This is a genomic window from Ensifer sp. PDNC004 (genome assembly GCF_016919405.1).
Taxonomy (GTDB): Bacteria; Pseudomonadota; Alphaproteobacteria; order Rhizobiales; family Rhizobiaceae; genus Ensifer.
Window position 1 is genome coordinate 2,917,835 of sequence record NZ_CP070353.1, and the last position, 21,853, is coordinate 2,939,687.

At 61.1% G+C, this 21,853-nt stretch carries 22 protein-coding genes; 10 read left to right on the forward strand and 12 right to left on the reverse strand.

Translation table 11 applies throughout. From position 1 onward, the window contains the following. Positions 1-91: 91 nt before the first annotated feature. From JVX98_RS22475 to JVX98_RS22490, 4 genes are read right to left on the reverse strand one after another with little or no spacing between them, the layout of a single operon-like run. Positions 92-469 (reverse strand): helix-turn-helix domain-containing protein, encoded by a 378-nt coding sequence (locus tag JVX98_RS22475; protein WP_205237455.1) that lies wholly within the window; start codon positions 467-469, stop codon positions 92-94. Continuing rightward, the gene (locus JVX98_RS22480) at positions 466-1,035 is read right to left on the reverse strand and encodes a Smr/MutS family protein (RefSeq protein ID WP_205237456.1); all 570 of its coding nucleotides are present in this window, start codon (positions 1,033-1,035) and stop codon (positions 466-468) included. The genes JVX98_RS22475 and JVX98_RS22480 overlap by 4 nt, the downstream gene beginning before the upstream one ends. Next, positions 1,028-2,131 (reverse strand): murein transglycosylase A, encoded by a 1,104-nt coding sequence (locus JVX98_RS22485; protein ID WP_205237457.1) that lies wholly within the window; start codon positions 2,129-2,131, stop codon positions 1,028-1,030. The genes JVX98_RS22480 and JVX98_RS22485 overlap by 8 nt, the downstream gene beginning before the upstream one ends. 15 nt (positions 2,132-2,146) lie before the next feature. Next, positions 2,147-2,851 carry a Tim44/TimA family putative adaptor protein gene (locus JVX98_RS22490; protein ID WP_205237458.1) on the reverse strand — a complete coding sequence of 235 codons (705 nt, stop codon included), beginning with the start codon at positions 2,849-2,851 and terminating at the stop codon, positions 2,147-2,149. A gap of 130 nt (positions 2,852-2,981) precedes the next feature. Here JVX98_RS22490 and JVX98_RS22495 point away from each other — a divergent pair, with 130 nt between their 5' ends. Further along, positions 2,982-3,479: an FxsA family protein gene (locus tag JVX98_RS22495; protein ID WP_205237459.1), complete on the forward strand. Its 498-nt coding sequence runs from the start codon at positions 2,982-2,984 to the stop codon at positions 3,477-3,479. A 180-nt stretch (positions 3,480-3,659) separates the two neighbouring features. Beyond that, positions 3,660-4,157 (forward strand): protein-export chaperone SecB, encoded by a 498-nt coding sequence (gene secB / locus JVX98_RS22500; RefSeq protein WP_043624236.1) that lies wholly within the window; start codon positions 3,660-3,662, stop codon positions 4,155-4,157. A gap of 62 nt (positions 4,158-4,219) precedes the next feature. Here the strand turns inward: secB and dnaQ are convergent, their stop codons facing one another. The 5 genes from dnaQ to JVX98_RS22525 are packed head-to-tail and all read right to left on the reverse strand — an operon-like array spanning position 4,220 to position 7,821. Further along, entirely contained in the window at positions 4,220-4,924 is a 705-nt protein-coding gene (dnaQ, locus tag JVX98_RS22505; RefSeq protein ID WP_205237460.1) for a DNA polymerase III subunit epsilon, read from the reverse strand. Continuing rightward, positions 4,917-5,519 (reverse strand): dephospho-CoA kinase, encoded by a 603-nt coding sequence (gene coaE / locus JVX98_RS22510; protein WP_205237461.1) that lies wholly within the window; start codon positions 5,517-5,519, stop codon positions 4,917-4,919. Before coaE ends, dnaQ begins: the two co-directional genes overlap by 8 nt. Further along, a complete protein-coding gene (locus JVX98_RS22515) occupies positions 5,519-6,376 on the reverse strand; it encodes a shikimate dehydrogenase (RefSeq protein WP_205237462.1) in 858 nt (285 codons plus the stop codon). Before JVX98_RS22515 ends, coaE begins: the two co-directional genes overlap by 1 nt. Then, on the reverse strand, positions 6,369-6,968 hold the full coding sequence (locus tag JVX98_RS22520; RefSeq protein ID WP_192451532.1) for a Maf-like protein: 600 nt from the start codon (positions 6,966-6,968) through the stop codon (positions 6,369-6,371). Before JVX98_RS22520 ends, JVX98_RS22515 begins: the two co-directional genes overlap by 8 nt. Before the next feature lie 31 nt (positions 6,969-6,999). Beyond that, on the reverse strand, positions 7,000-7,821 hold the full coding sequence (locus JVX98_RS22525) for a pyruvate, water dikinase regulatory protein (RefSeq protein WP_043624228.1): 822 nt from the start codon (positions 7,819-7,821) through the stop codon (positions 7,000-7,002). Between the two features lie 407 nt (positions 7,822-8,228). Here JVX98_RS22525 and hemE point away from each other — a divergent pair, with 407 nt between their 5' ends. The 8 genes from hemE (at position 8,229) to JVX98_RS22565 (ending at position 17,308) form a co-directional block, all read left to right on the forward strand. Beyond that, on the forward strand, positions 8,229-9,260 hold the full coding sequence (gene hemE / locus JVX98_RS22530; protein WP_205237463.1) for a uroporphyrinogen decarboxylase: 1,032 nt from the start codon (positions 8,229-8,231) through the stop codon (positions 9,258-9,260). Next, on the forward strand, positions 9,257-9,799 hold the full coding sequence (hemJ, locus tag JVX98_RS22535; RefSeq protein ID WP_205237464.1) for a protoporphyrinogen oxidase HemJ: 543 nt from the start codon (positions 9,257-9,259) through the stop codon (positions 9,797-9,799). Before hemE ends, hemJ begins: the two co-directional genes overlap by 4 nt. Before the next feature lie 194 nt (positions 9,800-9,993). Further along, complete coding sequence (gene rho / locus JVX98_RS22540) at positions 9,994-11,259, forward strand: transcription termination factor Rho (RefSeq protein ID WP_089044254.1); 1,266 nt, start codon at positions 9,994-9,996, stop codon at positions 11,257-11,259. 372 nt (positions 11,260-11,631) lie between these two features. After that, positions 11,632-12,960 carry a tRNA uridine-5-carboxymethylaminomethyl(34) synthesis GTPase MnmE gene (gene mnmE, locus JVX98_RS22545; protein ID WP_205237465.1) on the forward strand — a complete coding sequence of 443 codons (1,329 nt, stop codon included), beginning with the start codon at positions 11,632-11,634 and terminating at the stop codon, positions 12,958-12,960. A 94-nt stretch (positions 12,961-13,054) separates the two neighbouring features. Next, positions 13,055-14,935, forward strand: a complete 1,881-nt coding sequence (mnmG, locus tag JVX98_RS22550; protein WP_205237466.1) for a tRNA uridine-5-carboxymethylaminomethyl(34) synthesis enzyme MnmG — start codon at positions 13,055-13,057, stop codon at positions 14,933-14,935. Continuing rightward, positions 14,932-15,570 carry a 16S rRNA (guanine(527)-N(7))-methyltransferase RsmG gene (gene rsmG / locus JVX98_RS22555; protein WP_205237467.1) on the forward strand — a complete coding sequence of 213 codons (639 nt, stop codon included), beginning with the start codon at positions 14,932-14,934 and terminating at the stop codon, positions 15,568-15,570. Before mnmG ends, rsmG begins: the two co-directional genes overlap by 4 nt. Before the next feature lie 17 nt (positions 15,571-15,587). Continuing rightward, positions 15,588-16,382, forward strand: coding sequence for a ParA family protein (locus JVX98_RS22560; RefSeq protein WP_192451478.1), 795 nt, complete (start codon positions 15,588-15,590; stop codon positions 16,380-16,382). A 35-nt stretch (positions 16,383-16,417) separates the two neighbouring features. Further along, positions 16,418-17,308: a ParB/RepB/Spo0J family partition protein gene (locus JVX98_RS22565; protein ID WP_043624216.1), complete on the forward strand. Its 891-nt coding sequence runs from the start codon at positions 16,418-16,420 to the stop codon at positions 17,306-17,308. Positions 17,309-17,512: 204 nt separating this feature from the next. Here the strand turns inward: JVX98_RS22565 and holA are convergent, their stop codons facing one another. The 3 genes from holA to leuS are packed head-to-tail and all read right to left on the reverse strand — an operon-like array spanning position 17,513 to position 21,697. Continuing rightward, entirely contained in the window at positions 17,513-18,547 is a 1,035-nt protein-coding gene (gene holA, locus JVX98_RS22570; protein ID WP_205237468.1) for a DNA polymerase III subunit delta, read from the reverse strand. Between the two features lie 11 nt (positions 18,548-18,558). Continuing rightward, positions 18,559-19,083 carry an LPS assembly lipoprotein LptE gene (gene lptE, locus JVX98_RS22575; protein WP_043624211.1) on the reverse strand — a complete coding sequence of 175 codons (525 nt, stop codon included), beginning with the start codon at positions 19,081-19,083 and terminating at the stop codon, positions 18,559-18,561. Then, positions 19,070-21,697, reverse strand: coding sequence for a leucine--tRNA ligase (gene leuS, locus JVX98_RS22580; protein ID WP_205237469.1), 2,628 nt, complete (start codon positions 21,695-21,697; stop codon positions 19,070-19,072). The genes lptE and leuS overlap by 14 nt, the downstream gene beginning before the upstream one ends. Positions 21,698-21,853 lie beyond the last annotated feature (156 nt).

Genomic DNA, 21,853 nt, shown 5'->3' on the forward strand with positions numbered 1-21,853 from the left:
GCGAATCACGTCTCGGACGCCTCGCGGACTATAGGAAATTTGTCCACGGTTCCAAATCCCGGACCGCCGGGCAGCGGCCGGAAACAAGCATTCATCCCCTGTCATTATCAGGAAATGTGGCTTTTTCCAAAACATCTTCCAGCTTGCGGATCGTCTCCGGAGACAAAGCGCGAATTTGCTCGCTCAGACGGTTCGCAAATGCGGTGTGCTCGGGCGTTAGACCCGACGTGTCGAGCACCGTTTTCGGCGAGGAAACATTGGCGATGCGGAACAAATCCTCCGCCTCGTCCCAGATCACGTTGAAGTAGCCGGTGACGCGCTGGAGGAAATCGAAGCTCGGTGCACCGCGCTTTCCGTGCTCGAGCGCCGAGAGATAAGCCGCAGAGACACCGATCGCCTTCGCCATCTCCTTCTGCGACACGCCCTTGCGGTGCCGGAGTTCGCGCAGAGCCTGGCCGAAGGGCGTCATAGCGCGCTGCCCCTCACCCGCGCCAGGCGAACATAGAGAGCGCCCTCGCCGCCATGGTTTCGGGCGGCCGGTTCATAGGATGAGATCAGCGGCCGGAACTCCGGAAGCGAGAACCAGAGCGGCACGGCTCGCTTCAAGGCGCCGTCACTGCCAAACGAGGTGCCCTTGCCGGTAATGACGAGCACATGCCGCAGCCCCCGCTCGTGCGCCCTCAGCAGAAACTGCAGAAGAAGACCATGGGCTTCGCTCTGGATCATGCCGTGCAGGTCGATCCGCCCCTCGAGCACCAGGTGCCCCTTGGCCAGCTTGCGCTTGACCGGTCGCTCCAGAGGATGATGCACTTTTTCGCCGGGCTTCTTCGTCAGCGCTATACCCGATTGCTCGGCCGCCGTTGCCGGCTGCTGCCGCTGCTGCTTTGCCTTCACCTCTTCCGGAGGCTTTGCCTGTTCGGCCTCGGCCAGAATCTCCATGAGGTCTACGAGCCGACCGGGCATCGGTCTCGCCGACCGGGCAACCTTGCCCCAGAGAATGCGATCCTCGGCCGAGAGCTTCTTGTCCTTAGCCATGGCCGTAACGGGCCGCGGCCGCCTTGGGAACGAAGACGTAGAAGTCGGCCGCGTTGCGAACCGCTCCGGCCCGTTCGCCAGCCTCGAAACCGGACCCGGTGAAGATATCGCCGCGAGCCGGGCCGACGATCGCCGAGCCGGTATCGAGCGCCAGCATCAGACGCTGGAAGGACTTTCCGTCATCGAGCCGCGTCAGGCTCTCGCTCGCGATAAAAAAGGGAACGCCAAAGGTATGGATCAGCCGATCGACGGCCAATGAGCGGTTCGGCTCGAGCGAGACCTTGGCGGCGGCAATCGGCCCCAACCGCTCGTCCTCGACCTCTGCCTCGCGGAAGAAGATGAACGACCGGTTGTGCCAGAGAGCCTCGTCGACCTCGTCGGGATGGGCTTCCAGCCAGTCGCGAATGCTCATCATCGAAACGGTGGCGGCATCGATCTTGCCTCGCTCGATCAGCAATTTGCCGACCGCTGAGAAATAGTGCCCGGTCTTGGCCGAATAAGTGACGCGACGACGCGAACCATCCGGGAACCGGAGCCGTGCGGCACCCTGCACATGAACGAAGAAGATCTCGACCTTGGACTTCGCATAGGCGATCTCCAGACCGCGGCCGGCCAGATGGCCCTGCTCGATCGCCTGCCTGTCCGGATACTCGCTGATCCGTCCACCCTCGGAGAGGCCGAATGCAAAGTAGGGATCCATGCCCTCCGGCCGGTTGCCGTCATGAACATCGACCAGATCGTCCGGCCGGCGGTAGAGCGGATAACGATAGGTCTCGTCCGGTTCGGCGCGGACATCGATCTCGGGCTCGTAGAAGGCCGTGACAAAACCGGAACCCGTCTCGGGCATGATCCGGAAGGGGACGAACTGCGCTTCGAAAAACGCTCGCGCGTTCCCTGCGTTTTCCACCTGCTGCTGCGATGCGGAGAAGGCCGGCGCGAGATCGTCGACCGAAATCCCGAGAGAACCCGTGCGATAGGGTTTGACCGTCGAGACATGCTGGTGACAGCGACGCATCGCCTCGATCACCGTGGTCGGATCATCATCCTGCCAGCCCGGAAGCTCGGAGAAACGGGCTGGCTCAAGTCGATAGGACATCGGTACCGCGTCCGCTCAGTTTTCGGATTCGGTGGCGATCAGCTTCCAGTTCGGATCCCGCGAGCGAATGTCGCGCGCGAAGGTCCAGAGATCGTTGACCTCCGCAACCGACTCGGCGTCGCCGTCGATCAGGCCGCCCTGCTTGTCGTAGGTCGCCGAGATCAGCTGGCTGACGATGCGAACGGTGATGTTTTCTTCGCTGTCCTTCACTTCGGCGTGAATGATGTCCGCCTTGTCGATGCCGACGAAGGTGGACTTGACGACTTCGCCCTTGCGCTCGCGATCGGTGATCGCCGCGTCGAAGCCTTCATAGACCTCGCGGGACAGCAGATTCTTCAGCGTCTTGCGGTCGCCGTCCGCGAAAGCCATGACGATCATCTCGTAGGCCATCTTGGCGCCGTTGACGAATTCCTTGGGATCGAAACCCTGATCCGCATCGCTCAACGCCCGCAGCTGGGTGTTCAGCGTCGTTCCGGTCTTGGCGAAGGCGTCGATCGCTTCGTAGCGGTTCGCTTCTTCGTCCGCATTCTCGCGGCGCGGCAATTGCACGACCTTGCCCTTGTCGCCGTTATCCGGCCCCTGACTCATGTCGCGTGGCGAATACGGATCGAACGGCGGCCGCTCGCTCCCGGTCCGTCGGCCCAAGACGCTGCGCAGTTGCAGGAAAATGACCACCGCGGCGATCAGGAAAAAAAACGTGATGAAGTCAAAAGAGCCCATTTCCACCCGGAACCGCTGTTAGAATTTCTCGTGGCTATTCCATATAGTCCGCAAGAATAGATCATTCAAATGGCGATGTCGCACCCTTAGACGGGGATGTGACACCAGGTTACATTTTCGGGCAGCATCGATGCGTTCATTTCTTATCCCCCTTGCCATCCTCGGGCTTCCGCTGGCCGAGATCGCCGGTTTCGTTGTCGTCGGCCGAGAGATCGGCCTCCTGATGACGTTGCTTCTGGTTCTTGCCAGTGCATTTGTCGGCGTTATCCTGCTGAGAGTCCAGGGATTTACCGTCATTCGTCGGATGCAGGACGCCGCGCGCAACGGCAGCGACCCGGGCCGGGAGGTGCTTGGCGGCGCATTGTTGTTCGTCGCGGCGATCCTGCTGGTGGTACCGGGCTTCGTCAGCGACGTGATCGGCCTCCTGCTGTTTTTGCCTTTCGTGCGCAATGCGGTTGCCGGTTTCCTGCGCAAGCGAATGACGATCGTGACCACTGCTTCCGGTGCCGGTTGGACACGGCCGCGCGAACGGGGCCCCTCGCCGCGGGTCATCGATCTGGAAGACGGCGAATTTTCGCGGACGGACGACGAGGACCCGCCGCCGGTCGGCGATCGCCGCCGGCCCTAGCCAAGGCCATGCCGGCAGAATGCAGGAACGGCACGCTATCGCCCATATTCCGGAGCATTCTTTCAGCTCTCCGCTTGGAGCGGAAAGCCGCGCTTCCGCTGGAAAGCGCCGGGCCCGCAGGGTTGTAAGCCCTAGGCCGAAATGCTAGATGGCCTCACCTATTTTTGTCGAGGAACCCTTATGACGACTGATACCGCATCCAACGGCAACGGCAGCGCGCAGCAGAGCCCGACGCTGAACATCCTCGCCCAGTATATCAAGGACCTTTCCTTCGAAAACCCGGGCGCGCCGCGTTCGCTGCAGGCCCGTGACAAGGCGCCGGCGATCAATATCAACGTCAACGTCAATGCAAACCCGCTCGCAGAGAACGATTTCGACGTCGTGCTCTCGCTGAACGCAGAAGCCAAGGACGGCGACCGCGTTCTGTTCAACGTCGAACTCGCCTATGGCGGCGTCTTCCGCGTTGCCGGGTTCCCGCAGGAGCACATGCTGCCGCTGCTCTTCATCGAGTGCCCGCGCCTGCTGTTCCCGTTCGCCCGTCAGATCGTTGCCGACGCAACCCGCAACGGCGGCTTCCCGCCGCTGATGATTGACCCGATCGACTTCGCGCAGATGTTTGCCCAGCGCATGGCCGAAGAAAAGGTTCGCGCCCAGGTTTCGAACGAAACCGCAAACTGATCGAATTTCAGATTGCTGAAACGAAAAGCCCGGCAAATGTGCCGGGCTTTTTCGTACCTGCCTCATTCCTGAGGTTCGTATTTTGTCCAGATCGCCTTGGAACCGATCTTTGCGATCAACGCCGCATGGGCGGCCAGGTCAGCCTCCGAGAGCCGGTTCGGCAAAGGGCGCGGCCGCTGGCCGATAAGGATCGGCGCGTCGTCGAGTTCGATCGCCTGATCGCTCGATTTGCTGGACACGAGACCGAGGGCCGCCTGACGGCCGCCGATCATCTCGATATAGACTTCCGCCAGCAGCTCGGAGTCGAGAAGCGCGCCGTGCTTGGCGCGGTGCGAATTGTCGATGCCGTAACGACGGCAAAGCGCGTCGAGCGAGTTCGGCCCCATCGGATGTTTGCGGCGGGCGAGCGCGAGCGTGTCGGTCACCCGCTCGATGGCGATCGGCGGCATGCCCAGGCGCGCAAACTCCGCGTTGATGAAGCCTATGTCGAAGGTGGCGTTGTGCGCGACCCAGCGGGCATCGCCAAAGAACGCGAGGATCTCCTCGACCACATCGGCAAAGGGCGGCTTGTCCTTCAGGAACTCGTCGGTGATCCCGTGGATGGCGAGTGCATCCGGGTGAACCTTGCGGCTGCCGGGATTGACGAAGATGTGCAGCGTGCGGCCGGTCGGGAACTGGTTCTCGAGCTCGACACCGCCGATTTCGATCACCCGGTCCTCGCGATTGTCGAGGCCTGTCGTTTCCGTATCGAAGATGATCTCACGCATCCGCGTCTCCGTTGCTGGCTGCGAGTTGGTCGACGACGGCCTTCACCTGGGCCCGGGTGACGTCGAAACTGTCGCTGGTATCGATGATGTAGTCGGCGCGTTTACGCTTTTCGCTGTCCGGCACCTGCCGCGCAAGGATCATCGCAAGTTTTTCCTCGGTCATCCCTGGGCGCTTCAGCGCCCTTTGGCGTTGCAGCTCGGCCGAACAGGTCACGACGACGACGTGATCGACCCGCTTTTCCGCGCCCGTTTCAAACAGAAGAGGAATGTCGAGGACCACAAAGGGCGCATTGGCGGCGCGGTTTTCCGCAAGGAACTCCTGCTCCTTGCCGCGCACCAGCGGATGGACGATCGCCTCAAGTTCGCGCAGCCGTTCCGGCGCCTGAACGAGCTGGCGCGAAAGTTCGGCGCGATCGACCTTTCCATCTCTCGTGCTTCCGGGAAAGGCCGCTTCCACGGGTGCAACCGCCTCGCCGCTATAGAGCTGATGCACGACCTCGTCGGCATCGTTCACCGGCACCCCGAAGTCGCGAAACATCTGGGCAGTCGTCGACTTGCCCATGGCGATCGATCCGGTGAGCCCGAGGATAATCATCAGTGCCTGTCCATGTCGTCGATAATCAGTTGTCGAAGTGCGGCGTCCACCGTCGGCCGACAGCCGAACCAGAGTTCGAAGCCGGGCACCGCCTGATGCAGAAGCATGCCCAGACCGTCGACGGTCGCAAGGCCTTGCGCCTCTGCCTGCGCCAGCATCGGCGTCTTCAAGGGAACATAGACGATATCCGTGACGATGGCGCTCGAAGACATGAGACCGAAATCGATTGCCGGTGCTTCGCTGCCGTCCATGCCGAGTGAGGTGGTGTTGATGAACAGGCCTGCGCCGGTCATTGCGTCCTTGAGTGCGCCCATCGGGTGGGCTTCGACCGCCGGGCCGAACCGGTCGGCAAGTTCCTGCGCCCGTTCGACGGTGCGGTTGACGACATGGATCGTCTTGATGCCACGGTCGCGAACAGCCTGGATGATCGCCCGGCTGGCGCCGCCGGCGCCGAGGATGACCGCCGTCGACGTTTTGTCCCAACCGGCCGCCCGCTCGTCGAGGTTGGCAACGAAGCCGCGGCCGTCGGTGTTGGTGGCATGCACCTTTCCGTCCTGAACCCACAGCGTGTTGGCAGCGCCGAGTTCCTGGCTCAGCTCATCCGGCTGATCCGCCAGCCGACAGGCCACTTCCTTATGGGGAATGGTGACATTGCCGCCGCTGAAACCGGATGTCCCATCCTTGAGGCTGGCCACGAAGGCGGCGAAGTCTTCGGGCTTGACCTCATGGGCGCGGTAGCTGCCGGGCAGACCGAGCTTTTTCAGCCAATAACCATGGATCAACGGCGACCGGGAATGCTTGATCGGGTAGCCGGTGACGAAGGCGTGGTTAACAAATGTTTCACGTGAATCACGCATCGATCGTTCCCAGTTCGCGAAGTTTGGAAAGCAGCGGCAGCATCGGAAGACCGAGGATGGTGAAGTAGTCGCCCTCGATCTTTTCGAAGAGCTGGATGCCCTCACCTTCCAGCTGGTAGGCGCCGACGCTCGAAAGAGCCTTCTCGCCGACACGCTCCAGATGACGCTCGACGAACTCCACTGTCAGCGGTCGTACTGTCATGTGGGCGGACGACACGTGCCGCCAGACAACCTCGTCACCACGAAGAAGCACGATCGCACTGTTCAGGCGGTGCGTCTGGCCGGAAAGCGAAAGCAGGTGAGCCGCGGCTTCCGCCATGGTCTTCGGCTTGTGGTAGACCCGCGAGCCCAGGGACATCGTCTGATCGGAACCGATCACCAGCGCCCCTGAAAAATGCCGCGCCACATCCCGCGCCTTTGCTTCCGCCAGTTCGAGAGCGACGGTCTCGGGTGCTGCACCTTTATCTTCAAGCGGCTTTTCCAGCGCGCGCTCATCGATCTCGGCTGCCCTCGCTTTAAAGACCAGACCGGCATTTTCCAGGAGCGCCCGGCGAAACGGGCTGGCCGAGGCCAGGACGAGCGAAGATGTCATCATTCAGGTTCCCGAATTGTTCGAATCCGCTCTAACGCAGACGTGGACGCAGGGCAACGATCGCCGCCGCGGTTTCCTCGATCGAACGGCGGGTGACGTCGATGACCGGCCAATTGTTGCGTGCACAGAGCGACCGGGCATATTTCAGTTCCTCGGTAATCGAGGCCTTGTCTGTGTACTGATCGCCGTGAAAGCCTTGCGTCGTTCCGAGCACCCGGTGCTGGCGCACCTGCGAAATACGGTCGGCCGTCGCGATCAGCCCGACGACGAGCGGCTTCGTCGCTTCCATCAATCTTTCAGGCAGAGGCACGCCCGGGACGATCGGGATATTCGCCGTCTTGATACCTCGGTTGGCGAGATAGATGCTGGTCGGCGTCTTCGACGTCCGGCTGATGCCGACGAGAACGACATCCGCGTCATCGAAATCGGCCGGCAGCTGACCGTCGTCATGGTCCATGGTGAAGTTGAGTGCGTCGATGCGGGCGAAATATTCCGCATCCATCACATGCTGGGCACCGGAGCGCCGCCGCGACGGGGATCCGAGATAGGACTGGAAAAGGTCGATGATCGGATCGAGCACCGAGACGCAGGGAACACCCATCTCGCGGCAACGGCGATCGATGATGTCAGCGAGTTCGCGATCGACGATCGTATAGAGAACGATGCCCGGTGCGCCATCTATGGCGTCGAGAACCTGCAGCAGCTGCTTGCGGTTTCGGATCAGCGGATAGACGTGCTCGAGCGCATGCGAGCTTTGAAACTGGGCCGCGGCGGCGCGCCCGGCGGCAATGAGAGTCTCGCCCGTTGAGTCCGAAATCAGGTGAAGGTGGAAGTAGTTTTTCTTGTTCTCCACGCAATTCTCCTGGTGCTGTTGATAAGCCGGGATGAAACACAGCTAACGACGGGGCCTGGATCCAGGCAAGTGGAAAACAGCCGAGTTATTCACAATTGGCGCTGTCGCGGACATTGTTTCGGGACGGATGTGGACAAGACTCGCAGTGCGGACAAAGTGTCACGCGTATCAACCGCTTTTCCACAGGCGCGGCAAAAATCGAGCGCGGCTTAAAGACATGATTCAAAAAGCGTTTCCGAGATTGACCACGCTGTTTTTCCAGAGATCGCTCTCATTGTCCCGCCAGTTGGCGCCGCGATCGCCGGTCGTGGACAAGTCGGTGGGTTGTTTTAATCCTTGATACCCACCGACTCTAAGAAATAGAAACCTTCTAAATATCTTTGATTTTAAATTGGGAGAGACGATCCGTGACCGAAACGCGCAGAAAGGTTCTGGAAGTTTTGGCAGGGAAGACGGTGTCACCTCCTCCGATCTGGCTCATGCGCCAGGCGGGACGCTACCTGCCGGAGTACAGGGCGACACGTGCTGTCGCCGGAAGCTTCCTCGATCTTTGCTACACGCCCGATCTCGCCGTCGAGGTCACCTTGCAGCCGATCCGGCGCTACGCTTTCGATGCTGCCATTCTCTTCTCCGACATCCTGGTCATTCCCGATGCACTGAAACGCAATGTGCGCTTCGAAGAAGGCCATGGGCCACGAATGGATCCGATCGATGTCGATGGTATCCGTCTCCTGAAGCCAGAGGGCATCGCTGAGCACCTCCAGCCGGTCTTTGAGACGGTTTCGCGGTTGCGCGCAGAACTTCCCTCGGAAACGACGCTGCTCGGCTTCTGTGGCGCTCCCTGGACGGTTGCGACCTATATGATCGCCGGACACGGTACGCCGGACCAGGCTCCTGCCCGTCTCTTCGCCTATCGCAATCCCGAAGCGTTCGATCATCTGCTCGCGTTTCTGGCGGATGTGTCGGCGGACTATCTCGTGCGGCAGATCGATGCCGGCGCCGATGCGGTGCAGATCTTCGATTCCTGGGCAGGTGTTCTCGGCGAGGAGGAATTCGCCCGCTACGCCATCAAGCCGGTGCAGCGCATCATCGCCTCCGTTCGGGCGCAGCGGCCGCAGGCAAAGATCATTGCCTTTGCAAAGGGCGCAGGGCAGCTGCTGAACGGCTATCGGCAGGCGACCGGCGCTGACGCGATCGGTCTCGACTGGACGGTCCCGCTTTCCTTCGCCAAGGATCTGCAGAAGGAAGGGCCGATACAGGGCAATCTCGATCCGATGCGGGTGGTCGCCGGCGGCGTGGCGCTTGAGGAAGGCATCGACCGCATTCTCGAGGCACTCGGTCACGGTCCGCTGATCTTCAATCTCGGCCATGGCATAACGCCGCAGGCCGATCCCGATCACGTCTCGGCGCTGGTTGCCCGGGTTCGCGGAGCAAGATGATGGCGGAGAAGCAGACCGACCGGGCGCCGGGCAACAGGGCGCAGCTCAGGGCAGCGATCGCGCTCGGCGCGTTCGCGGCGCTTCTTGCCGGTCTGTTCGTCTGGCGTCCGGATGATCTCTATCTCTGGATCAAGGCGTTGCACGTTATCGCCGTGATGTCCTGGATGGCGGCGTTGCTCTACATGCCCAGGCTGTTCATCTACCACACGGATGCGGAACCCGGCTCCGCCCAGTCGGAAACCTTCAAGATGATGGAGTTGCGGCTCCTGAAGGTCATCATGAACCCGGCGATGATGATTTCCTGGGTGCTCGGGCTCTATCTCGCCTGGAGCGTCTATGGCTTCCAGGGTGGCTGGCTGCATGCCAAGCTTCTGTTCGTGGTGCTGCTGACGGTTGTCCACATGCGTTTCAGCCGTGCGGTGCGCGCCTTTCAGCGCGACGAAAACAGGCACGACGCGCGCTATTGGCGGTTGATGAACGAGGCCCCTACCCTCCTGATGATCCTCATCGTCATCATGGTCGTCGTGAAGCCATTTTGAATTTAATCGATTTGCGGCCTGTCATAGGCGTTTCTAATTTGCGACAGCCCCTTGCAGGGTTTCACGTGAATCGCTATTTTCTGCCATCTCCTCTTCATGGCTTGTGACAAAGACAAGAGCCTGCCCTTTCCAGCTGCAGCTCCCTAATCAATACTCGCCATCTCTCCACTACCCATACCAAACATGGATCCTTCATGGCTGAAATGAAGCTACAAGAACTCAAGAACAAGACGCCGACCGATCTGCTCGCTTTCGCCGAGGAGCTCGAGGTGGAGAACGCCAGCACGATGCGCAAGCAGGAGCTGATGTTCGCAATCCTCAAGATGCTCGCGGCTCAGGATATCGAGATCATCGGTGAAGGCGTCGTTGAAGTGCTGCAGGACGGCTTCGGCTTTCTGCGCTCGGCGAATGCAAACTACCTCCCCGGTCCGGACGACATCTACATCTCGCCCTCCCAGATCCGCCGCTTCTCGCTGAAGACCGGCGACACGGTCGAGGGTCCGATCCGCGGACCGAAGGAAGGCGAGCGCTACTTCGCCCTCCTCAAGGTCAATACCATCAATTTCGATGATCCGGAAAAGATCCGTCACAAGGTTCACTTCGACAACCTGACGCCTCTCTACCCGAACGAGCGCTTCAAGATGGAACTCGATGTTCCGACCTCGAAGGATCTTTCGGCCCGCGTCATCGACCTGGTCGCACCGCTCGGCAAGGGCCAGCGCGGCCTGATCGTCGCGCCGCCGCGCACTGGTAAGACCGTTCTCCTGCAGAACATCGCCCATTCGATCACCGCCAACCATCCGGAATGCTACCTGATCGTTCTCCTGATCGACGAACGTCCGGAAGAAGTGACGGACATGCAGCGCTCGGTGAAGGGCGAAGTCGTTTCCTCGACCTTCGACGAGCCGGCGACGCGCCACGTTCAGGTCGCCGAAATGGTGATCGAAAAGGCCAAGCGCCTCGTGGAACACGGTCGTGACGTCGTCATCCTGCTCGACTCGATCACCCGCCTCGGCCGCGCTTACAACACCGTTGTTCCGTCATCGGGCAAGGTCTTGACCGGTGGTGTCGACGCCAACGCCCTGCAGCGTCCCAAGCGCTTCTTCGGTGCAGCCCGTAACATCGAGGAAGGCGGCTCGCTGACGATCATCGCGACGGCGCTGATCGATACCGGCAGCCGCATGGACGAAGTCATCTTCGAAGAGTTCAAGGGCACCGGCAACTCGGAAATCGTGCTTGACCGCAAGGTCGCCGACAAGCGCATCTTCCCGGCGATGGACATTCTCAAGTCCGGTACGCGTAAGGAAGACCTGCTCGTTCCGCGCCAGGATCTGCAGAAGATCTTCGTGCTCCGCCGTATTCTGGCGCCGATGGGAACGACGGACGCGATCGAGTTCCTTATCGATAAGCTCAAGCAGACGAAGAACAACGGCGATTTCTTCGACTCGATGAACACCTAAGACGCGTTCATCGCCAAATGTGAAGGCCGGTCGACCATGCGTCGGCCGGTTTTTTCGTTTCTAAACCTTAGCCGGATTCGCCACCGCTTTCGATTCGCTTTCGCAACGATCTCCGCTCTACACCCGCCTTTGGATCGCCGTCCCTCCTGCTGATTCACGTGAAACACGTGCAGGCGTGAAAGACGAGGATGCAGCGGCATCTTGAAATTTCAGCATTCTTTCGGCATAAGCACGCCGACCCTTTGAGATACCGTTTGGCTCTGTGTGAGCGCACTCCGCGAAGCAGGACGATCCGGTCGGGAACTTCGACGATCCCCATTGTTTCGACCATCGACGCGCTTACATGCGCCCGCGGTCTTTTCAGGTGAGCCCATGACAGCGACGCAAACGATCTATGCGCTTTCCAGCGGAGCTCTGCCCGCCGGCGTCGCAGTCGTGCGTGTCAGCGGAAGGCACACCGAAGCGGTGCTGCAGGCACTATGTGGTGACGTGCCCTCGCCGCGGAAGGCGGCATTGAGATCGATTCGGTCTCGTAACGGTGATGTCATCGATAGCGGCCTTGTTCTCTACTTTCGCGGACCTGCCTCCTTTACCGGAGAAGATTGCGCCGAGTTTCAGATCCATGGTGGCCGCGCCGCGGTCAACGCGTTGCTTGAGGAACTCTCGAAGCTCGAGGGTTTGCGCCATGCAGAAGCCGGTGAGTTTTCGCGCCGCGCTTTCCAGAACGGCAAGCTCGACCTGGTCGAGGTGGGGGGTCTCGCTGACCTGATTGTCGCCGAGACGGAAATGCAGCGTCGGCTTGCGATCGAGCATTCCGGCGGCGGACAGTCGAAGGTCTATGCCGGCTGGGCGAAGCGCTTGACCCATGCGCGGGCGATGATCGAGGCGGAGCTCGATTTTGCCGATGAAGACGACGTGCCGGGATCGGTCAGCGAGCGCATCTGGCGGGACATGTCGCTGCTGTCGCAAGAGATCGCAGCGCATATTGCCGACGCTCCAATCGCGGAGATCATCCGCGATGGGCTGAAGATCGTCATCGCGGGTGAGCCGAACGCCGGCAAGTCGAGTTTGCTCAACGCGCTGGCCCGGCGCGACATTGCCATCGTCACTGAGATTGCCGGCACAACCCGCGACGTCCTTTCCGTCGACCTTTCCTTAGCCGGATTCTCCGTGAAACTTTATGACACGGCCGGTCTGCGGGAAACCGACGAGAAAGTAGAACAAGAAGGCATTCGTCGCGCGCGAGAAATTATCGAGAGAGCGGATCTGATCTTGCTGCTGGCCGATGCACCGGATGGATTTGATGTCATATCCGACCTTACATCCGAGATGACGCCGGTGCTGCGCGTTGGAACCAAGCTCGATCGCGGCATTGTTAGTTGGCGCGATGGTTCTGCCGACGTGTTGGTTTCCACAAAAACCGGCGCCGGCATGGAACAACTGCTGGACGCGATCGCGGGACACCTGCCCGATCTCAGTGGGCGGACGTCGCTGTCGCTACCGTCGCGGCGGCGACATGTCGATAGCCTTCGGCAGGCACAACGCTCGATCGACGACAGCCTGGCAAGGCAGGATCTGGGGCTGGACATACGCGCGGAACTCTTGCGCCTTGCTGGCGATGCAATTGGACGGATAACCGGGCGTGTGGATGTTGAGAACCTTCTTGATGTGATATTTTCCGAATTCTGTATCGGGAAATAATCAGTAGCGCAGAGCAATACAACGTTTGCGAGTCTTTCATTGTGTTTCACGTGAAACGATTCGTGCCGGGGTCAACCCCGGAGAAGAGGCAAAGATGCAATTTGACGTAATCGTCATTGGCGGTGGCCATGCCGGCTGCGAGGCCGCGGCTGCGGCCGCGCGTCTGGGCGCCAGCACGGCGTTGATCACGCACAAGGCATCGACGATCGGGGTTATGTCCTGCAACCCGGCCATCGGCGGACTGGGCAAGGGACACCTGGTCCGCGAGATCGATGCGATGGACGGCTTGATGGGGCGCGTCGCCGATGCCGGCGGCATTCAGTTTCGTCTGCTCAATCGCCGCAAGGGACCGGCGGTGCGTGGACCGCGCACCCAAGCGGATCGTCGCCTCTATCGCGAAGCCATGCAGCGGGAGATCGCTGCCATCGACAATTTGACGGTTATAGAGGGCGATGCCTTCGACCTGTTGGAAGACCAGGGCCGTATCCAAGGTGTCGTCATGAAGGACGGCCGAAGCTTCCAAGCCAAGTCCATTGTCCTGACGACGGGCACGTTCTTGAAGGGCCTCATTCATATCGGCGATCAAAAGATCCCGGCCGGTCGCGTTGGTGAGGAACCGTCCGTCGGACTCTCCGGCACCTTGCTACGGTTTGGCTTACGGCTTGGCCGCCTGAAGACTGGAACGCCCGCCCGCCTGGATGGACGCACCATCGATTGGGCAAATGTTGGCTGCCAGGGCCCGGACGAGGATCCGGTGCCGTTCTCGTTCATGACCGACAGGATTGTGAACCGCCAGATCGATTGCGGCGTGACGCGCACCACGGAAGCGACACACAAGATCATTGCCGACAATATCGGCAAGTCGGCAATGTATTCCGGTCAGATCGAGGGTGTAGGACCGCGCTATTGTCCGTCCATCGAGGACAAGATTGTACGGTTCGGCGAGCGCGATGGTCACCAGATCTTCCTGGAACCCGAGGGTCTCGACGACGACACGATCTATCCGAACGGTATTTCGACATCGCTGCCGGCAGACATTCAGGAAGCCTTTATCAAGACGATCCCCGGCCTGGAGAATGTCGCAATCCTCCAGCCTGGTTATGCCATCGAGTATGATCACGTCGATCCGCGCGAATTGAACGCGACCCTTGCCGTGCGCAAGATGCCGGGGCTTTTCCTGGCCGGGCAAATCAACGGCACGACTGGCTATGAGGAAGCGGGTGCCCAGGGTCTCGTTGCCGGATTGAATGCCGCATTGATCGCGACAAACCGTCCCGAGGTCGTGTTCAGCCGGACGCAGTCCTATATCGGTGTCATGATCGACGACCTGACGTCGCGTGGGATCACTGAGCCCTATCGCATGTTCACCTCCCGCGCGGAGTACCGACTGTCGCTGCGGGCTGACAATGCCGATGCACGCCTGACACCGCTTGCCATGGAGATTGGTTGCATCTCCGATGCGCGCCGCGATCGCTTCGTCGATTGGCGTGCGCGTTTCGACGAAGGGCGCGCGCTGCTGAAGAGCCTCTCGGTTACCCCGGCCGAGGGTAACCGTCATGGCCTGAAGCTCAATCAGGATGGCCAACGGCGTACCGCTTTCGAGATCCTGTCCTATCCCGATCAGTCGATTCCCGGCTTGCAGCAGATCTGGCCCGAGCTGTCGTCGATTGGTCCGCGCGTCGTTGAGGCGCTTGAGATCGATGCGGTCTATGCCGTCTACATGGATCGCCAGGCCGCGGATATTGCCGGCATTCAGCGCGAAGAAAATCTCGTCATACCCGATGGCTTCGACTTCGATATGCTCTCGGGCCTCTCCAATGAGTTGAAGCAGAAGCTGAAGCAGCAGGCGCCCCGTAATCTGGCTCAGGCGATGAAGGTCGACGGCATGACGCCGGCTGCGGCATCGCTGATCCTGGCATGGCTGAAGCGACAGAACCGTACCGTAGAACGTGAAGAAAGGGCCAGTGTACAATGAAGGCGAGTCCAATCGATGTGTTGAACGGACTGCGTGTTTCACGTGAAACGAATGAACGGCTCGAGCATTTTGCCAGACTTTTTCAGAAGTGGGCGAAGTCGATCAACCTTGTAGCGCCGTCGACGGTAGAGGATCTTTGGCGCCGGCATATCGTCGATAGTCTGCAACTCGCGCAGCTGTCGCCGGGTCCGAAGACCTGGGTCGATCTTGGCAGCGGTGGTGGTTTTCCCGGCGTGATCACGGCGATCTATCTCGCCGAGTTTGCTGACGGCTGGGTGCATCTCGTCGAAAGCAACAACAAGAAGGCTGCCTTTTTGCGCGTCGCCTTGGCAGAAACGGGCGCGCGCGGCTCCGTTCACCCGGTTCGAATCGAAGATGCGGGAGCAATTATTCCCCGCGCCGATGCTGTTTCTGCGCGCGCACTCGCGGATTTGACCCTGCTGCTTGACTATTCTGCGCCGTGGATGACGGCACAGGACCAAAAAGCGGTCGCGTATTTTCACAAAGGGCGGGATTACCAGCGTGAAATCGACAAAGCCGTTGGCCGCTATCAGTTTGATCTGGTAAAACATCCAAGCGTGGTCGAGCCGGATTCTGTCGTGCTCGAGATCGCAAATCTGTCACGCAAGGCTTAGTGATCGCGAGCGGAAACATGTTTGGTGGCAAAAACCGGATAATCACAATCGCAAATCAGAAGGGTGGCGTGGGCAAAACCACGACGGCCATCAACCTGGCGACCGCATTGGCGGCTATCGGCGAGCGCGTGCTGATCGTCGATCTCGACCCTCAGGGCAACGCCAGCACCGGTCTTGGTATCCAGCGCCGCGATCGGAACCTGTCGTCCTATGAATTGATGATGGGATCGCACGGGATCGGAGAGATCGCCCAGGAGACCGCGGTCCCAAACCTTGCGATCATTCCTTCGACGATGGACCTTCTCGGTGTCGAGATGGAAATCGCGCAGGAACCGGATCGCGTCTTCCGTTTGCGCAAGGCCTTGGTCAGTCCCGCCGCAATGGAATATTCCTACGTGCTGGTCGATTGCCCGCCGTCGTTCAATCTTCTGACGATGAACGCGATGGCAGCGGCCCATTCGGTGCTCGTCCCTCTGCAGTGCGAGTTCTTCGCGCTCGAGGGCTTGAGCCAGCTGCTGGAGACGGTGGATCAGATACGCCGGACCGTGAATCCAAGCCTGGATATCCAGGGTATCGTCCTGACCATGTTCGATTCGCGCAACAATTTGGCACAGCAGGTTGTCAGCGACGTCCGGACGCATCTTGGCGACAAAGTCTACCACACTCTGATCCCGCGCAATGTTCGCGTCTCGGAAGCCCCGTCCTACGGCAAACCGGCCATTCTGTATGATCTGAAATGCGCCGGCAGCCAGGCCTATCTGCAGCTGGCCTCCGAAGTCATTCAGCGCGAGCGCCAGCGCAAGGCAGCATAATCATTTCGGTAGCGTAATTTAACTCGGGTGACGATATGAACGACGATAGCTCGAAGAGGCGGCTCGGTCGCGGACTGGCCGCGTTGATCGGCGAGATGGATCAGCCGTTGCAAACGGGCGCGGCCGCCCCTGCCCCGGTCAATCCTGACCGGCGCGTGCCGATCGAGTTCGTATCGCGCAATCCGCGCAACCCGCGTCGCCAGTTCGACGAGGCTGAACTGCAGGATCTTGCCAATTCGATCCGCCAGCACGGGATCGTTCAGCCGGTCGTTGCCCGGACGATCGGCGCCGATCGCTACGAGATCATCGCCGGTGAGCGCCGCTGGCGTGCGGCACAGTTGGCCGGATTCACCGAAATCCCGGTCATCATTCGCGACGTCGACGATCGGACGGCGCTCGAAATCGCCATCGTTGAAAACGTCCAGCGCTCGGATCTCAATCCGCTGGACGAAGCACTTGGCTACGAGCAGTTGATCGCGGAGCACGGTTACACACAGAACGATCTCGGCGAGATCATCGGCAAGAGCCGAAGCCATGTGGCCAACAGCCTGCGTCTCTTGAAATTGCCTGAGCCGGTTCGAGACATGTTGTCGGAAGGCACGCTGTCCGCCGGACACGCGCGCGCGCTCATTCCGACGTCGGATCCGGCCACCCTCGCCCGGGCGATCATTGCCAAGGGTCTCTCGGTGCGTGACGCCGAGCGTATCGCGCAGAACGATATTCGTGCGCAGAACGATCCGAACTACGGCAAGACCGCCCGTCGCGACGAGAAGGATGCAGACACGCTGGCGCTCGAGCGTACGCTGTCCGATAGCCTCGGGCTTGAAGTCACCGTGAACCACAAGGCGTCCGGTGGCCATCTGCGCATCGCCTACAAGACGCTGGATCAGCTTGAAGAAATCTGCCGGCTGCTGGAGCGGCGATAAGCCACTCCTTCAGATCTCGAATTCATGCGTTGATGGCGCGCCGCCCGAAGAGCGGCGCGCCTAATTGTTTGATATAACGAGATCTTTTCGCATTCAGCCTAATTCGGCTGGTGACTTGAAGGCATCCAAACATCTCCGGCAGACAGGCCGAAAGCCTGCGGTGAAACTCGGACATGGAAGCAGCAATGGGCCTGGGCGGAGAGCTCAGCGTCGCGCCGACTGCACCGCAATCGCCATCAGGTTCTGTAGCACAAGGCTCTCTTCCAGGCTCGCGCGGCTGCGGCTCTGAAAAATGGTCGTCTGTAGGCGGTTGAGTTCGCGACGGATGGCCGGGCTCGACCAGTGCTTCAAGGCCGCCTCGACGATCGGCTTGCGGCGAAAGTGCAGACCACGTCCGAGGGTGGCGATCACCTGGCCGGCCTGCTGACGGCTCGCGTCCATCTCGGCGCGCATCACATCGAGTTGCTGGAACTGGCGCAGGCACGCCTGCAGCACCAGAAAGGCCGGCGTCTTGGATGTCGTGATCTTCTGCATGGCGTGCAGCAAACCATCGAGGTCGCCCTTCAGCACCGCATCGACTGCATCGTCGACGGAGATGGCGCTGGCATCGCCAACGATATCGAGAACGTCCTCTTCGTCCACCGTGGACTTGCCACGGCAGTAGAGCGCGAGCTTTCGCAACTCGTTGCGCGAGGCCAGCCGGTCGCCGCCGAGCGCCTCCAGCAGCCTTTGCCGCGCCGCGGGGCTGATGCCCAGCTTCTCGTCGCCGAGTTCCTTGTCGATCAGCGCCTGCAGGCTGCGCGTATCGTCACTGTAACAGGCGATACAGGCGGCCGAACGGGCGCTTTCGCCGATCTTTCGAAGTGCCGACCCCTTCTTCAGGTCGCCGGCCTCGACGATCACATAGCTTCCGGTCGGTGGTTCGGTGGACAGGATCTGCAAGGCATCGACCAGCGGCTTTTCGTTGGCTGCGCCACGGACCCAGACGAGCTTTTCGCCGCCGAAGAGGCCGATCGAGTTTACCTCATCGAGCAGCCGTCCGGGCGCTTGGGTCAGTTCGCTGACGTCGAGCTTCAACAGCGAAAAGGGATCGTCGAGCGGCACGCCGCAGCGGCCGGCGATTGCCGAAGCACGCTCGGAGACGAGCCCGCGATCGGGCCCGTAGAGGATGAAAAGCCGGTAGACTCCGGCCGACTTCTGGAGAAAGGAGTCGAACTCGTGCGACTTGACCTCGCTCATGCCGACACCGGTTAGCGGCTGAGAGCCGCGGCGATGTCGGCCCGGATCAGCTCGGCCAGTTCCTTCGCCGCGCGGTTTTCGCCGTCACGAACGGCGCGCACCTTGGCAAATTCCTGAACTGGGAAGTCAACGAGGGCCACCGCCGTGCGGTTGCCCGACTTGATGGTCTCGCCCGTACCGATTTTTGTCAGATTGTAGTCCGCCTTGACGACGATACGGCCAGCGCCGGCGCGGTCCTTGGCCTGATCGTAGAGCACGCCCATCGAGCGGTGGGTGACGGTGAGCGCCAGGTGATATTGCGGGTTCGCAGGCTCGCCCTGGCCACCTGCGGCCAGGAAGATCAGCGCGTTGCGCACTTCCTGCTCGACGCGGTCGTTGGCTTCGGAAATCTCGATCGCCGCCAGTGCCGTCGAGGTGCCGACGGGGTCGGAATAGAGCGGCCGGACCTGGCAGCCGGCGAGCGCGGTCAACATGAGCACGCCAGCCAGAACCGGAATCGACCGGATACGGAAACCAGCTCTATCAGACAACGACATTGACGATCCTCTGGGGCACGACGATGATTTTCTTGGGGCTGCTGCCGTTGAGCGCGGACTTGACGGCATCGAGCGCCAGGACGGCGCTTTCGATCGCACTCTGATCCGCATCGCGGGCGATTGTCAAATCAGCGCGCTTCTTGCCATTGATCTGCACCGGCATGGTGATTTCGTTCTCGACGACCAAGGCTGGGTTGAACGCCGGCCAGCGGCGTTCCGCAATCAGCCCTTCGCCGCCGATCTGGCGCCAGCATTCCTCGGCGAGGTGCGGCATCATCGGTGCGATCAGGTCGATCAGGATCGTCGTTGCGTCCTTTACGGCACTTGCCAGGGCCGTGTCGGCCTTGCCGGCGGCAACCTGGGTCAGCGGTGCGGCAAGCGTGTTCACGAGCTCGTAAATGCGCGCCACGGCCTTGTTGAAGGCGAGCTTGTCATAGTCCGCCTCGACCGCACGCAGCGCCTTATGCGCGGCTTGCGAAACCGACAGTCCCTCGCCTTCGAGCGCCGGGGCGGCCTCGATTGCGCGCAGCTTCTCGGCCGCTTCGCTGATCAGGCGCCAGACGCGCTGCACGAAGCGATGCGATCCTTCGACACCGGCTTCGGACCAGATCACGTCACGATCCGGCGGTGAATCGGAGAGAACGAAGAAGCGGGCGGTGTCGGCGCCGTAGGAGGCGATGATGTCGTCGGGATCGACGACGTTCTTCTTCGACTTCGACATCTTTTCGATCGAGCCGATGGCGATGTCCTCACCTGTCTCGATCAGCGTCGCACGCCGGCGTCCATCGATCTCCTCGATGTGGATTTCGGCCGGCGTTACCCATTCGCGCTGGGCGCCTTCGCCGCGGCTATAGGTTTCGTGCACGACCATGCCTTGCGTGAACAGGCCCTTGAACGGCTCGTCGACGGCCACATGGCCGGTCGCTTTCATCGCGCGGGTGAAGAAGCGCGAATAGAGCAGATGCAGGATCGCGTGCTCGATGCCGCCGATGTATTGGTCGACCGGCAGCCAATGGTTGGCGACCTTGGGGTCGGTCGGATTGTCTTCCCACGGCGCGGTGAAGCGCGTGAAATACCAGGACGAATCGACGAAGGTGTCCATCGTGTCCGTCTCGCGGCGGGCGTCCTTGCCGCATTGCGGGCAGGAAACGTGGCGCCAGGTGGCGTGACGGTCGAGCGGATTGCCCGGCTTGTCGAAGGTAACGTCCGGCGGCAGCACGACCGGCAGGTCGGCCTTGGGAACCGGCACGACGCCGCAGTCCTCGCAATGGATGACCGGGATCGGGCAGCCCCAGTAGCGCTGGCGCGAGATGCCCCAGTCACGCAGGCGGAAATTGACCTTGCGCTCGGCACGTGGCGCGCCGTCGAGCATTTCCTTCTCGAGCTTCGAAGCAACGGTCTCGAAGGCGTCTTCCGTCGACAGGCCATCGAGGAAGCGCGAATTGATCATCACGCCGTCGCCGATATAGGCCTCGTCACCGATAGCGAACGTCGCGGCGTCGCCGTCCTTCGGCATGACGACCGGAACGACAGGCAGATCGTATTTGCGCGCGAAGTCGAGGTCGCGCTGGTCGCCGGAGGGGCAGCCGAAGATGGCGCCCGTGCCGTAGTCCATCAGCACGAAGTTCGCGACATAGACCGGCAGTTCCCAGCTCGGATCGAGCGGGTGCTTGGCGCGGATGCCGGTGTCGATGCCCTTCTTCTCGGCCGTTTCAAGGGCTGCGAGCGAGGTACCGGCGCGGCGGCATTCCTCGCAGAATGCATCGACGTCCGGATTGCTGGCCGCCACCTGCCTTGCCAGCGGGTGATCGGCAGCGATCGCGAGGAACGAGGCGCCGAAGAGCGTGTCCGGACGGGTGGTGTAGACGGTGAGTTCGGTTGCGTCGCCGGCGGTGCCTTCGACGATTTCCCAACGCAGCGAAAGGCCCTCGGAGCGGCCGATCCAGTTCTTCTGCATCAGGCGCACCTTCTCGGGCCACTGATCCAGCGTATCGAGCGCGTCGAGCAGTTCCTGGCTGAAGTCGGTGATGCGGAAGAACCATTGCGTCAGTTCGCGCTGTTCGACCAGCGCGCCGGATCGCCAGCCGCGGCCGTCGATCACCTGCTCGTTGGCGAGCACGGTGTTGTCGACAGGGTCCCAGTTGACCTTGGACTGCTTGCGGTAGACGAGGCCCTTTTCCAGGAAGTCCAGGAACAGGTACTGCTGGCGCTGGTAATAGGCGGGGTCGCAGGTTGCGAACTCGCGGTTCCAGTCGAGCGACAGGCCCATGACCTTCAGCTGCGCCTTCATCGAGGCGATGTTCTGGTAGGTCCAGCTGGCCGGGTGCACGCCACGCTCCATGGCGGCGTTTTCGGCCGGCATGCCGAAGGCGTCCCAACCCATCGGGTGCAGCACGTTGAAGCCGCGGGCGCGCTTGTAGCGCGCTACCACGTCACCCATGGTGTAGTTGCGCACGTGTCCCATGTGGATGCGGCCCGAGGGATAGGGGAACATCTCGAGCACGTAGTACTTTTCGCGCGGATCATCGTTCTCGGTCTGGAAGACCTCGTTCTTTTCCCATTCCTGCTGCCAACGGGGCTCGGCATCACGCGGATTGTATCGTTCGCTAGACATGTCTTTTCGATGTTCCGGAAGTTCTGCGGCGCATAGTTGCGCCTCATGATAGTTGGGGTGACCTTCACCACGAAACCGCCTGACGGTCAAGTTTTTGAAGGGTTTGGCGCGACACTTTGGCGGATTTGAGCCGGTCCACGACGGAGCGGCCTTGGC

Excerpts from the sequence above, each read along its gene's own strand:
- JVX98_RS22475 (WP_205237455.1), bottom strand. The coding sequence starts at position 469 with ATGACGCCCTTCGGCCAGGCTCTGCGCGAACTCCGGCACCGCAAGGGC.
- JVX98_RS22480 (WP_205237456.1), bottom strand. The coding sequence starts at position 1,035 with ATGGCTAAGGACAAGAAGCTCTCGGCCGAGGATCGCATTCTCTGGGGC.
- JVX98_RS22485 (WP_205237457.1), bottom strand. The coding sequence starts at position 2,131 with ATGTCCTATCGACTTGAGCCAGCCCGTTTCTCCGAGCTTCCGGGCTGG.
- JVX98_RS22490 (WP_205237458.1), bottom strand. The coding sequence starts at position 2,851 with ATGGGCTCTTTTGACTTCATCACGTTTTTTTTCCTGATCGCCGCGGTG.
- JVX98_RS22495 (WP_205237459.1), top strand. The coding sequence starts at position 2,982 with ATGCGTTCATTTCTTATCCCCCTTGCCATCCTCGGGCTTCCGCTGGCC.
- secB (WP_043624236.1), top strand. The coding sequence starts at position 3,660 with ATGACGACTGATACCGCATCCAACGGCAACGGCAGCGCGCAGCAGAGC.
- dnaQ (WP_205237460.1), bottom strand. The coding sequence starts at position 4,924 with ATGCGTGAGATCATCTTCGATACGGAAACGACAGGCCTCGACAATCGC.
- coaE (WP_205237461.1), bottom strand. The coding sequence starts at position 5,519 with ATGATTATCCTCGGGCTCACCGGATCGATCGCCATGGGCAAGTCGACG.
- JVX98_RS22515 (WP_205237462.1), bottom strand. The coding sequence starts at position 6,376 with ATGCGTGATTCACGTGAAACATTTGTTAACCACGCCTTCGTCACCGGC.
- JVX98_RS22520 (WP_192451532.1), bottom strand. The coding sequence starts at position 6,968 with ATGACATCTTCGCTCGTCCTGGCCTCGGCCAGCCCGTTTCGCCGGGCG.
- hemJ (WP_205237464.1), top strand. The coding sequence starts at position 9,257 with ATGATGGCGGAGAAGCAGACCGACCGGGCGCCGGGCAACAGGGCGCAG.
- rho (WP_089044254.1), top strand. The coding sequence starts at position 9,994 with ATGGCTGAAATGAAGCTACAAGAACTCAAGAACAAGACGCCGACCGAT.
- mnmE (WP_205237465.1), top strand. The coding sequence starts at position 11,632 with ATGACAGCGACGCAAACGATCTATGCGCTTTCCAGCGGAGCTCTGCCC.
- mnmG (WP_205237466.1), top strand. The coding sequence starts at position 13,055 with ATGCAATTTGACGTAATCGTCATTGGCGGTGGCCATGCCGGCTGCGAG.
- rsmG (WP_205237467.1), top strand. The coding sequence starts at position 14,932 with ATGAAGGCGAGTCCAATCGATGTGTTGAACGGACTGCGTGTTTCACGT.
- JVX98_RS22560 (WP_192451478.1), top strand. The coding sequence starts at position 15,588 with ATGTTTGGTGGCAAAAACCGGATAATCACAATCGCAAATCAGAAGGGT.
- JVX98_RS22565 (WP_043624216.1), top strand. The coding sequence starts at position 16,418 with ATGAACGACGATAGCTCGAAGAGGCGGCTCGGTCGCGGACTGGCCGCG.
- holA (WP_205237468.1), bottom strand. The coding sequence starts at position 18,547 with ATGAGCGAGGTCAAGTCGCACGAGTTCGACTCCTTTCTCCAGAAGTCG.
- lptE (WP_043624211.1), bottom strand. The coding sequence starts at position 19,083 with ATGTCGTTGTCTGATAGAGCTGGTTTCCGTATCCGGTCGATTCCGGTT.
- leuS (WP_205237469.1), bottom strand. The coding sequence starts at position 21,697 with ATGTCTAGCGAACGATACAATCCGCGTGATGCCGAGCCCCGTTGGCAG.